This window comes from Brevundimonas sp. FG8, from assembly GCF_057808845.1.
Map to the genome: position 1 here is coordinate 13,125 of NZ_JBMDIU010000015.1, position 10,958 is coordinate 24,082.

Consider the following 10,958-nt stretch of genomic DNA (forward strand, 5'->3'; position numbering starts at 1 on the left):
GAGGAATCGGATGCGTCAGTTGCCTGTCAAGCTGCCGCCCGTGCGTCTGGAACGACGGGGCGGGCCGGTGAGGGAGGTCTTCTTCTTCCTCGTCGCCTTCGGCGCGATGTTCGGCGGCGCCTTGTTGGCTCTCGATCTGATCCTTTAGGCGCTACGGACGAAGAAGGTCCGGATCACCCGCTCATAGGTCTTGGCCAGCGCCTCAAGCTCGGCGGTCGGCACCCGTTCGTCGATCTGATGCATGGTCTGGCCGACCAGTCCCAGTTCAAGCACCGGGCACATGGCGCGGATGAAGCGGGCGTCCGAGGTGCCGCCGGTGGTCGAGGCTTCCGGGCGAATGCCCAGTTCGGTCTCCACCGCGTCCTGCACCGCCTGCACGAACACGCCCGCCTGGGTCAGGAAGGCGTCGCCCGAGTGCATGTGCTCGACCTCGATGCGCAGTCCGCTCTCGGTCTGGGCCTTGCCGGCCTCGGCGTTCAGCCAGGCCATCAGGCTTTCACCCGTATGGGAGGGATTGAAGCGGATGTTCAGCCGTCCCCGCGCCTCGGCCGGGATCAGGTTGGTCGCCGTGTTGCCGACATCCAGCGTGGTCAGTTCAAGGTTCGACGGCTGGAAGGCTTCGTAGCCGTCGTCCAGCCTGTGTGCCGCCAGCGTCGCCGCCAGCTTGGCCAGCACCGGAACCGGATTGGCCGCGCGGTCGGGGTAGGCGACGTGCCCCTGCTTGCCGTGCACCGTGAACCAGGTGTTCAGTGAGCCGCGACGGCCGATCTTGATCATGTCGCCCAGCCGCTGCTGCGAAGACGGCTCGCCCACCACGCAGGCGTCGATCACCTCGCCCTCGGCCATCAGGGCCTCGACGACCTTCTTGGTGCCGTGCAGCGCGGGGCCTTCCTCGTCGCCGGTGATCAGGAAGGACAGCGAGCCGGGCACATCGCCATCAGCCAGCACCTTCGATACCGCCGCGACCCAGGCGGCGATCCCGCCCTTCATGTCCACGGCGCCGCGTCCGTACAGCACGCCGTCCTTCACCTCGGCGCCGAAGGGAGCGGAGGACCACGCCTCGGTCGAGCCGGTCGGCACCACGTCCGTATGACCGGCGAAGCACAGGTTGGGCGAAGCCGTCCCGCGCCGGGCGTACAGGTTCTCGATCCGCGCATCGGCGCCCACGCCGTCCGGGTCGCCGAAGGCCAGCCGACGGCAGCTGAAGCCCAGCGCCGTCAGGGTCCGTTCCAGCACGTCCATGGCGCCTTCATCAGCGGGAGTGACGGACGGAATCCGGATCAGGTCGCGGGTCAGTTCGACAGGATCGATAACCGGAGTTGATGTATGGCTCATGGTTCCTTGCTTTACGTGGTCCGGGCGATTGGGAGAAGGCTGGAGCCATGCCTAAGATCGACATCGAGAACGCGCCGACCGGACACGGGACAGCCTACCCGGAAGAGCACGCCGGACCGTGCAAGCCGCGCCGCCGCTGGAAGCTGGGCGATGCGGCCGGGCTGACCCAGTTCGGCGTCAACCTGCTGCGCCTGCCCGCGGGCGCCTGGTCCAGCCAGCGGCACTGGCACGCGAACGAGGATGAGTTCGTCACCGTCCTGTCCGGCGAGGTGGTGCTGGTCGAGGAGGATGGAGAGACCGTCCTGCGCGCCGGCGATTGCGCCGGCTTCCCCGCGGGCGTACCGAACGGCCACAAGATCGAGAACCGTTCCGGCGGCGAGGCCGTGCTGCTCGAGGTCGGGACGCGCTCCCCGAAAACCGACGCCTGCGACTACCCTGATATCGACATGGTCCTGCCTGAAGGGGCGGACCGCTACTTCCACCGGGACGGCTCCCCCTACCCGAAATACGATCGACGCACGTGACTGTTGAAAGCCTTGACGCCGGCACGCCCACGCCGCCCGTCCCGCCTCCGCCGCCTGAAGGTCCGTCCAGTCCGTGGGGCATTCGCGACTTCCGCCTGCTCTGGTTCGGCCGCGTGGTCGCAGTGCTGGGCATCCAGATCCAGTCGTCGGCCCTGTTGTGGCAGGTCTATGAGATCGCCCGGCGAGATCATCCGGTGGCCGAGGCCAGCCTGTATCTGGGCCTCGTCGGCCTGTGTCAGTTCCTGCCGCTGCTGGCCTTCACCCTGCCCGCGGGCGCCATGGCCGACCGTCGGGACCGGAAGCAGACCGTCTGGATATCCATTCTGGTCGAGTCCGCCTGTGCGGCCTCCTTCCTCGCCATGGCCATCCATGGTGCGCCTCCGCTGTGGGGTCTGCTCGCCGTCGCCGCCGTCTTCGGCGCCGCCCGCGCCTTCCTGGCCCCGGCCAGTCAGGCCTTCCTGCCGATGGTGGTCGGGCGCAAGGCCTTGCCGCCCGCCATCGCGGCCCAGTCCATCGCCTTCCAGACCGGAGCCATCGCCGGCCCGGCGCTCGGCGGGGTCATCGTGGCGGTGAACGTGCCGCTGGCCTATGCCGTGTCGCTGGGGCTGTTCCTGCTCGCGGTCGCCGCCTTCATCCTGATCCGCACCAGCGGCAAGCCCGCACAGGTTGAGACCAAGCTGTCGCCGCTGGAGTCCGTGAAGGAAGGTCTGGCCTATGTCTGGAAGACCAAGATCGTTCTGGGCGCGATCTCGCTGGATCTGGTCGTGGTCCTGCTGGCGGGGGTCGCCCTCCTGACGCCGATCTTCGCGCGCGACATCCTGCACGTCGGCGCGATCGGTTTCGGCCTGCTGCGGGCGTCGTTCGGCGTCGGCGCCATGACGGTGGCCATTTATCTGAGCCGGTTCCCCATCGTGCAGCACGGGGGGCGCTGGATGTTCGCGGCGGTGGCCGTGTTCGGCCTGTGCACCCTGACGTTCGGCCTGTCGAAGATCGTCTGGCTGTCGGGGTTGGCCCTGTTCCTCGGCGGCGCCGCCGACATGATCAGCGTCAACATCCGCCAGACCCTGATCCAGCTGGCCACGCCCGATCACATGCGCGGCCGGGTCAGCTCGGTCTCCATGCTGTTCATCGGCGCGTCGAATGAGCTCGGTGAGGCCTACTCCGGCCTGATGGTTCGCGTTCTCGGCGCGGTCGGCGCGGCCTGTTTCGGCGGCGTCGGCGCGCTGGTCGCCACCGGCGCCTGGGCCGCGATGTTCCCGGGCCTCAGGAAAGCGGACAAGCTATCCTAGGGTGTGGGGTTCCGGGTGTGGGGTGTGGCGGCAGGAGTGCGAACCGCCAAACCCGACACCCCATACCCACGCCCATTATCCCCACGGCCTGAAGTGTTTCGACAGCTTCAGGCCCTGCTTCTGATAGTGGCTGCCGCCCTCGCCGTAGAGGCGGCTGGGGCGTTCAGTCAGCGGCTCATAGACCAGCCTTGCGACGATCTGGCCGTGCTCCAGCAGGAACGGCGTGTCGTGCGTGCGCACTTCCAGCACGCCCTTGGAGCCCGCGCCGTGCGCCTCGTCCGTGCCGAAGCCCGGATCGAAGAAGCCTGCGTAGTGCACGCGGAACTCGCCGACGGACGGGTCGATCGGAGTCATTTCGGCCGCCTGATCGACCGGGATTTCGACGTCGTCCGACGAGGCCAGGATGTAGAACTCGCCCGGGTCCAGCAGCAGTTCGCCACGACGCAGGGTCAGCGGCTCCCAGAAGTCGCGCGGGTCGTGGCCGTCGATATTGTCCAGATCGACCACCCCGGCGTGGCGGCGGCCGCGGAAGCCGACGATCTCGCTGGCCTGCAGATCGACGCCGACCGAGCGGGTCTCCAGCTTCGGCGGTTCGCCGGCCTTCAGGCGCAGCTGGTTCAGGCGGGTGCCCGGACGGACCAGAATGGAAAAGGTCTGGGGCGCGATCTCGAGATACAGCGGCCCTTCATAGCCTTCCTCGACATCGTCGAAGCTGCCGCCCCGATCCGTCAGCAGGCGGACGAAGACATCCACCCGGCCGGTCGAGCTCTTGGGATTGGCGCGGGCGATCAGGCCCTTGGGCAGGCTCAGTCGCTCCTGCAGCTTGGCGATGTACACGCAGCCCTTCTCCAGTACGTAGCCGGCGGACAGGTCGATGGTGTGCATGGCCACGTCGGCGATGCGGTCCTCGACCTTGCGCTTGCCGGGCAGGAAGGAGGCGCGCACGCGCCAGGCCGTCGCGGACAGGCGCAGGTCCAGACTGGCCGGCTGCACCTGATCGGCGTCGAACGGGGTTTCTGTGGAGATCGCGCCACCGGCGATCAGGGCTTCGATCGACTGGGCCGGAAGAATGCCGGGACGGGGGATGCTCAGGGTCATGCCTATCGCTTACACGAATTCGCGGCCTGTCTCTCTCGCTCCATTCCGCCTCGCGGGCAAGGTCTCGCTTGACGCGGGGGTGAGTTCCGGGACCATTCGCCCATGCACGACACCCCCGCCTATGAAGCCGAGACCGACGGGATCGTGGTTCGTGTCCGGCCCAGCTATTTGGCCGGCCAGTCCGATCCGGACGCCGGGCGCTGGGTCTGGGCCTATCAGGTCGAGATCGTGAACCTGTCTGCCTCGCCGGTTCAACTGGTCGCGCGCCGCTGGGTGATCACCGACGCGCGGGGGCATGTCGAGGAGGTGCGTGGCCCCGGCGTAGTGGGCGAACAGCCGACGATCCAGCCGGGCGACAGCTATTCCTACGCTTCCGGCTGTCCGTTGAACGCGCCGTCGGGCTCGATGGTAGGCGGCTATTCCATGGTCGATGATCTGGGCCGCATGTTCGAGGTCGCCATCCCCGCCTTCAGCCTCGATGTCCCGGGCGAGAGACGGGTGCTGAACTAGCTCTGTCGGTGGGGCCTTGGGCGGCTGCCGGAGCGACGAGTGGTTAGTGGCTGGTGATTGGTGGATGGCGGTCGCTGACAGTGAGCCAGTCGGGCGTGGATCGCGGTCCAGGTCACCCACTAGTCACTAACCACCAATCACTTGCAGTGCTGGGTGCTCGACGGCCTTACGCCGGAGCCTGCGCCATGCAGAAGAGGTGAGGGGCTGCGTCAACCCGGATAACCGCAGCCCCCGCCCCCGGCGTCATCGCCGCGGCGGGCGGCGTCAACGCGGACGGCGGCCCCCCTAGGGGCCATCTGTGACAGCCGTGTGGCTGGATAAAGAAAAGGCGGCCCGCCGGGTGGAGCGAGCCGCCTTCGGCAGGCCAGAACGACCTAGATGTAGCGGCGCAGGCTGCGGGCCAGTTCCGAGGCGCCGTCCTTGCCGCCCTTGCGGACCTGCGGCTGGTAGGCGACGCGAGCGTGTTCCATGCAGTAGACGCCTTCCGAGGCGCGGCGGCCGCAGAAGCTGAACTCGGCCGACGACGGGTCGCCGATAGGCCATTTGCACATATGGGCGCCCAGGGTCATGACCGTGGCGGTGCCGGGCAGGTCCGGGATCGGCGCGGGCGGCGGTGCCACCGGCGCGACCGGGCGAGGCTGGGCGGCCTCGATGCGGCGCGGAGCCGACGGCGCCTGGGTCGGCTGCGGCGTGGGGCGCGGGCGCGACGGGCGGAAGGTAGCGCGGGCCGGTTGCGACGGCGCGGCGCGGCCCGACAGGCCCAGACGGTGCACCTTGCCGATGACGGCGTTACGGGTCACGCCGCCGCCCAGTTGCTTGGCGATCTGGCTGGCCGATTGGCCTTCAAGCCACAGCTTTTTCAGCGCGCCGACGCGATCTTCGGTCCAGCCTGCGGTCATGGTCGCCCTCCGGGGATTCAACATATGGGGTCGGTATGTCCCTCCAGTGGGGCCGACCTACTTCTAATCGTAAACTACCTCTTAAAACGCGCAATATGTGGGAATTGGTCCGTCCACAGGAACTACATCTGGTATGGTTAAAATGGTCTCGGAGCTGGGACCGGGGCGAGGTTTCGGTGGGCGATTGGCGAAAAGTGCGCGACGGCGTGAGCGCGTCCCGGCTTTGTCGCTCACCTCCCTGCTCAATTTTCACTTGTCACCCGCCCGGCGACGCCTTGCGCATGGGGTCTCGTGGGCGCATCTGGCCGCACATGACCGATCTCGCCTCCACGCGCCCGTCCGGGCTCCCGCAGCCGCGCCGCTATGACGGCGTCAACTGGGAGGGGGTGAAGACCCTGTATCTCAAGGAGGTGCGGCGCTTCTGGAAGGTCGGCGCCCAGACCGTGGCCGCGCCGGTGGTGACGACCCTGCTCTACATGCTGGTCTTCGTGGTGGCCCTGAAGGACTCGCGCCCGCCCATCGACGGTACGCCCTTCGCCGAGTTCGTGGCGCCGGGTCTGATCATGATGGCGATCCTGAACAATGCCTTCGCCAATGCCTCGTCCAGCCTGATCCAGGCCAAGATCATGGGCACGGCGACCGATTTCCTGACCCCGCCGCTCAGCCCGCTGGAGTTGACCATCGGCTTCTCGCTCGGCGCCGCGACGCGCGGCATCGCCGTGGGTCTGGTCACCGCCGTCTGCGTGATGCCGTTCGCGAAGCTGGGGGTCAGCAATGTGCTGGTCATCGTCTGGTTCGCCCTGACCGCATCCCTGCTGATGGGCATGGTCGGCGTCTTCGCCGGTCTGTGGGCCGAAAAGTTCGACCAGCTGGCGGCGGTCCAGAACTTTCTCATCATGCCGATGACCTTCCTGTCCGGCACCTTCTATCTGGTCGACAATCTGCCGGAGCCCTTCGCCACGATCAGCCACTGGAACCCGATCTTCTATCTGATCGACGGCTTCCGCTCGGGATTCATCGGTCATGCGGAGGGCAATCTCTGGATCGGTCTGGGCATGAGCGCCGTCCTGACCCTGATCCTGTCGGTCGCCTGCTGGGCCGTGTTCAAATCGGGCTGGCGCCTCAAGAGCTGAGGTCTCCCCGGAGCTACACTCCTGCCCGGCGCCTATGGTCGCGCGACGATCCAGCGGCTAGCAAGGGCGTCAGCCAACAGGAGGGGGTTCCATGCTGATCCAGTCGCTACTCGCGCTTTCGCTGCTGACCGCGCCGGTCCAGGACGACGCCCTGACCGCCGAAGGTCAGGCGATCGAGACCGCGATCCAGGCCTATGCCGCCAAAACCAATGACCAGCGCCGCGAGATCGTCGTGGCCCAGCTGCGTGAACAGGGCTTCGTGCCGCAGCTGGCGTCCTTCCAGGGCGGCAACGAACGCACCGGCCCGCGTCCGGGCGCAAATGTGGTCGTCACCGTAGGCGAGGGTGACAAGGATATCGTGCTGACCGCCCACTTCGACGCCGTGCCGCTGCGTGATGGCTCCATGTCGCAGGGCGTGGTCGACAACGCCGGTTCGGTCGCAGCCCTGATGGAGGCCGCCGGACTGATCAAGGCGCAGGTCGAACAGGCGCCGGGATCATATCGTTACGTGTTCGTCTTCACCGATCAGGAGGAGCTGGGTCTGATCGGCGCCCGCAAATGGCTGGAGACGCAGGACAAGAGCCGGATTCACGCCGTCATCAACATGGACGTGAACGCCTATGGCGAGACGCTGATGTATGGCGAGAACGTCGGCGAGGCCTCGGCCTTCGTCCTTCGCGCCATGCGGACGCAGTGCGCCGAGCGGGCCTTCGATTGCGTCGCCTTCCCCAACTATCCGCCCAGCGATGACCGGGTCTTCTCGGCGGCGGGCCTGCCGGTGATCTCCATCGGTTCGCAGGACGCGGTCGGTGCGCACCAGATGTGGCTGGCCTTCAACGGCGGCCAGTCGAACGGTCTGGCTGAAGGCTTCGTGCCGCCTGTCTTCCAGCGCATTCACTCGGCCGATGACCGGATGGAGTGGGTCGACGGCGACGACATCCTTCGCACCGCGACCTTCGTTGCGGATCTGGCCCTGCGGCTGGCGCGGGACGAGTGATCCCTGTGGCCGGTGTTGACTAACACCGGCGCGCATCCGACAAGACCGGACACTTTTTATCGGCTCCGTCGCGCCCCGCGACGGGGCCGTCTCGCTTTTGGAGGTCCGACCCGTGTCCCAGGAACATCTGATGGGTGTCTACAACCGTGCGCCGCTGGAAGTGGAGCGTGGTCTGGGCGCGCGTCTGTGGTCGACGGACGGCACGGAATATCTGGACTGCGTCGCGGGCATCTCGACCAATGGCCTCGGCCACGCCCACCCCAAGCTGGTGCAGGCAGTGACCGAGCAGGCCCAGAAGCTGTGGCACGTCTCCAACATCTTCCGCATTCCGGGTCAGGAAGCCCTGGCTGACGCCCTGTGCGAAAAGTCTTTCGCCGACGTCGTCTTCTTCACCAACTCGGGCGCCGAGGCGGTCGAGTGCGCGCTGAAGACGGCGCGCAAGCACCACGTGGCCAATGGCCAGCCGGAGCGGATCGACATCTACGGCTTCGACGGCTCGTTCCACGGCCGCACCTATGGCGCGATCAACGCCGCCGCCAATCCGTCGTACACTGAAGGCTTCGGCCCGAAGATGGAGGGCTTCCACCAGCTGCTGTGGGGCGACAAGGCTGCGCTTGAGGCCGCCTTCCGGAACCCGACCACGGCGGCCATCATCCTCGAGCCCGTGCAGGGCGAGGGCGGCTGCCGCGCCACGCCGGACGAGGACCTGCGCTGGATGCGTGAGCTGGCCGACGAGACCGGCGTGCTGATCATCTTCGATGAAGTCCAGTGCGGCATGGGGCGGACCGGAAAGCTGTGGGCCCACGAATGGGCCGGCATGACCCCGGACATCATGGCGGTGGCCAAGGCCCTGGGCGGCGGCTTCCCCATCGGCGCCTGCCTGGCCACGGCGAACGCGGCCAAGGGCATGACCGTCGGCGTTCACGGCTCGACCTTCGGCGGCAACCCGTTGGCCATGGCGGTCGGTCAGGCCGCCTTCTCGGAACTGTCGAAGCCGGAGACCCTGGCCCACGTCAATGAGATCGCCGGCTATCTGAAGCAGCAGCTGCACGGCCTGCAGCAGCGCTTCCCGGACATCATCGTCGATGTGCGCGGCAAGGGCCTGCTGATCGGCGTGAAGCTGGTCCCGAACAACCGCGAATTCATGGGCTGGGCGCGGGATGAGCAGCACCTGCTGGTCGCCGGCGGCGGCGACAACTGCGTCCGCATCCTGCCGCCGCTGGTGCTGACGCTTGAAGAGGCCCGGGAGGCCGTCGAGCGTTTCGAAAAGACCTGCGAGTTCGCGCGGACCAAACTGGCCTGAGGCCCGACAGATCTGGAGGGCCCGATGGTCCGTCACTTCCTCGATATCTACCGGCTCGAAGCGGAAGAGCTGCGCGCCATTCTTGATGACGCCCATGCCCGCAAACAGGCTCGCAAGGGCTGGCCGCAGGGCCGCGCCGACGCTGACGCTCCGGCGAAGGATCGTGTGCTGGCCATGGTGTTCGAGAAGAATTCGACCCGCACGCGCTTCAGCTTCGACGCCGCCATCCGCCAGCTCGGCGGTTCGGGCATCATCGCCAACGCCGGCGACATGCAGCTGGGCCGCGGCGAGCCAGTCGAGGACACCGCCAAGGTGCTGTCGCGTATGGTCGACGCGGTGATGATCCGCGCCAACAGCCATGAGGACGTCGAACGCTTCGCTCGAGTCTCGACCGTGCCAGTCATCAACGGCCTGACCGACCGCTCGCATCCGTGCCAGATTCTGGCCGACCTGCTGACCATCGAGGAGCATCTCGGGTCGGTCGCGGGCAAGACGATCGCCTGGGTCGGCGACGGCAACAACGTCTGCCACAGCTTCATGCACGCGGCGCCGAAGTTCGGCTTCCGCCTTCAGGTCGCCTGCCCGGCCGAGTACCATCCCGACCTTCACGACCTCGCCCGGGGCGGCAATCACGTCGTCCTGACCAGCGATCCGCGTGAGGCCGTCGCCGGCGCCGACGTCGTCGTCACCGACACCTGGGTGTCGATGGGCGATCAGGACTATGAGGCCCGTCTGGAGGCCTTCGACGGCTATGGCGTCGACGACGCCCTGATGGAGCTGGCCAACGACGACGCTGTCTTCCTGCACTGTCTGCCCGCCCACCGTGGGGAGGAGGTCACGGACGCGGTCATCGACGGTCCAAGATCGCTCGTCTGGGACGAGGCGGAAAACCGCATCCACGCCCAGAAGGCCGTGCTGGCGTGGTGTTTCGCGGGGTGAGGGCGACAGGCAATCAGGCGGTCGGCAACGGGAGAATGGCTCTCTCCGCCGCCGGCCGGTGATCCTGCTGCCTACTGCAGGTTCACGTCCGCCACGCCGCCCGCATCCGGGGTGGTTTTCGTGATGTTGGCCTTGGCGACCTCATAGGCGAATTTGAAGAAGCCGCCCTCGTTGACCCAGACGCGACCGTCGTCGGCGTCGAAGCGCAGCAGGGTCAGGTGCGGATCGTCCTTGCCCTCGGGATACCAGGCGGCCAGCACGGGGTTCCAGTGACGGTCGATGATCTCGCGGTCACGGCCGTGCACCGACAGATCGCCATGGATGCAGGCCCAGACGTTCTGGTCCTTCGAGCCGTAGTGGAACATGGCGCTCTGCCCGCCGGGCAGGGCCGCGTCCTTCGCCAGATCGGTATCGTCGCGGGTGAAGAACCAGATCGTCCCGGTCTCTTCCTCGCGGAAGGCGGTCATCGGCTGGGCGTGATAGCCGGGCTGGTCGAGGCCCAGCAGGCCGGTGTTTGACTTCTTCAGGCTGTCCCAGAAATGCTTTTCTGCTTCGGCGGCGGTGAGGGTCTTGTCGCCCATGAACGTCTCTCCTGTGATCGGGGTGATCATGGAAGCGTTGGGCTCCGGACCGGTTCCGGTTCAGAGTTGTCGCTGCGGCAAACCCAGCAGGGCGGCGACGTGGACCAGCAGCAGCACGACCGCCGCGCCGCCCATGACCATGATGAAACGCCAGGGGGCCATGCGCACCTTCTGGCTCGGGTCCCATGGGCGCGCGCCGCGCCAACCGGCGAAGACGGTGATCGCCAGGGCGACGGCGGCGAGGATCAAAGTCAGGCGCATGTCCATCCGCGCCACGTGGACCGCGGACGACGCGCACGCAAGGGGGTGAAATCCTTGACGGGAAGTTAATCTTCACCGGACGTTAACCA

General features: G+C 67.1%; 13 protein-coding genes. 8 read left to right on the plus strand and 5 right to left on the minus strand.

What is annotated here, in order from left to right; translation table 11 throughout:
* Positions 1 to 10 precede the first annotated feature (10 nt).
* Positions 11 to 148, plus strand: coding sequence for a hypothetical protein (locus ACODRV_RS16435; RefSeq protein WP_168196878.1), 138 nt, complete (start codon positions 11 to 13; stop codon positions 146 to 148).
* Here ACODRV_RS16435 and dapE read toward each other — a convergent pair.
* Positions 145 to 1,335, minus strand: coding sequence for a succinyl-diaminopimelate desuccinylase (dapE, locus tag ACODRV_RS16440; RefSeq protein ID WP_488909055.1), 1,191 nt, complete (start codon positions 1,333 to 1,335; stop codon positions 145 to 147). The two genes, ACODRV_RS16435 and dapE, sit on opposite strands and share 4 nt — an antisense overlap.
* Positions 1,336 to 1,382: 47 nt before the next feature.
* Between dapE and ACODRV_RS16445 the strand changes: the two genes are divergently transcribed.
* The gene (locus ACODRV_RS16445) at positions 1,383 to 1,859 is read left to right on the plus strand and encodes a cupin domain-containing protein (RefSeq protein ID WP_141627932.1); all 477 of its coding nucleotides are present in this window, start codon (positions 1,383 to 1,385) and stop codon (positions 1,857 to 1,859) included.
* Positions 1,856 to 3,148, plus strand: a complete 1,293-nt coding sequence (locus ACODRV_RS16450) for an MFS transporter (protein ID WP_488909056.1) — start codon at positions 1,856 to 1,858, stop codon at positions 3,146 to 3,148. The genes ACODRV_RS16445 and ACODRV_RS16450 overlap by 4 nt, the downstream gene beginning before the upstream one ends.
* 75 nt (positions 3,149 to 3,223) lie before the next feature.
* Here the strand turns inward: ACODRV_RS16450 and ACODRV_RS16455 are convergent, their stop codons facing one another.
* The gene (locus ACODRV_RS16455) at positions 3,224 to 4,246 is read right to left on the minus strand and encodes a 2'-deoxycytidine 5'-triphosphate deaminase (RefSeq protein WP_141627931.1); all 1,023 of its coding nucleotides are present in this window, start codon (positions 4,244 to 4,246) and stop codon (positions 3,224 to 3,226) included.
* 102 nt (positions 4,247 to 4,348) lie between these two features.
* Between ACODRV_RS16455 and apaG the strand changes: the two genes are divergently transcribed.
* Complete coding sequence (gene apaG, locus ACODRV_RS16460) at positions 4,349 to 4,756, plus strand: Co2+/Mg2+ efflux protein ApaG (protein WP_141627930.1); 408 nt, start codon at positions 4,349 to 4,351, stop codon at positions 4,754 to 4,756.
* A gap of 374 nt (positions 4,757 to 5,130) precedes the next feature.
* Here apaG and gcrA read toward each other — a convergent pair whose 3' ends face one another.
* The gene (gene gcrA / locus ACODRV_RS16465; RefSeq protein ID WP_141627929.1) at positions 5,131 to 5,655 is read right to left on the minus strand and encodes a cell cycle sigma 70 cofactor GcrA; all 525 of its coding nucleotides are present in this window, start codon (positions 5,653 to 5,655) and stop codon (positions 5,131 to 5,133) included.
* A gap of 311 nt (positions 5,656 to 5,966) precedes the next feature.
* On the opposite strand from gcrA, the gene ACODRV_RS16470 reads away from it, so the two are divergent.
* The 4 genes from ACODRV_RS16470 (at position 5,967) to argF (ending at position 10,027) form a co-directional block, all read left to right on the plus strand.
* Positions 5,967 to 6,788 (plus strand): ABC transporter permease, encoded by an 822-nt coding sequence (locus tag ACODRV_RS16470; protein WP_141627928.1) that lies wholly within the window; start codon positions 5,967 to 5,969, stop codon positions 6,786 to 6,788.
* A 91-nt stretch (positions 6,789 to 6,879) separates the two neighbouring features.
* A complete protein-coding gene (locus tag ACODRV_RS16475; RefSeq protein ID WP_488909057.1) occupies positions 6,880 to 7,785 on the plus strand; it encodes a M28 family metallopeptidase in 906 nt (301 codons plus the stop codon).
* A gap of 130 nt (positions 7,786 to 7,915) precedes the next feature.
* Positions 7,916 to 9,088 carry an aspartate aminotransferase family protein gene (locus ACODRV_RS16480; protein WP_488909081.1) on the plus strand — a complete coding sequence of 391 codons (1,173 nt, stop codon included), beginning with the start codon at positions 7,916 to 7,918 and terminating at the stop codon, positions 9,086 to 9,088.
* Positions 9,089 to 9,112: 24 nt separating this feature from the next.
* Positions 9,113 to 10,027: an ornithine carbamoyltransferase gene (gene argF / locus ACODRV_RS16485; protein WP_488909058.1), complete on the plus strand. Its 915-nt coding sequence runs from the start codon at positions 9,113 to 9,115 to the stop codon at positions 10,025 to 10,027.
* Positions 10,028 to 10,098: 71 nt separating this feature from the next.
* On the opposite strand, the gene ACODRV_RS16490 is transcribed toward argF, so the two are convergent.
* Both ACODRV_RS16490 and ACODRV_RS16495 read right to left on the minus strand, forming a co-directional pair.
* A complete protein-coding gene (locus tag ACODRV_RS16490) occupies positions 10,099 to 10,638 on the minus strand; it encodes a pyridoxamine 5'-phosphate oxidase family protein (RefSeq protein WP_488909059.1) in 540 nt (179 codons plus the stop codon).
* A 30-nt stretch (positions 10,639 to 10,668) separates the two neighbouring features.
* Positions 10,669 to 10,869: a hypothetical protein gene (locus ACODRV_RS16495; protein ID WP_240811670.1), complete on the minus strand. Its 201-nt coding sequence runs from the start codon at positions 10,867 to 10,869 to the stop codon at positions 10,669 to 10,671.
* Positions 10,870 to 10,958 lie beyond the last annotated feature (89 nt).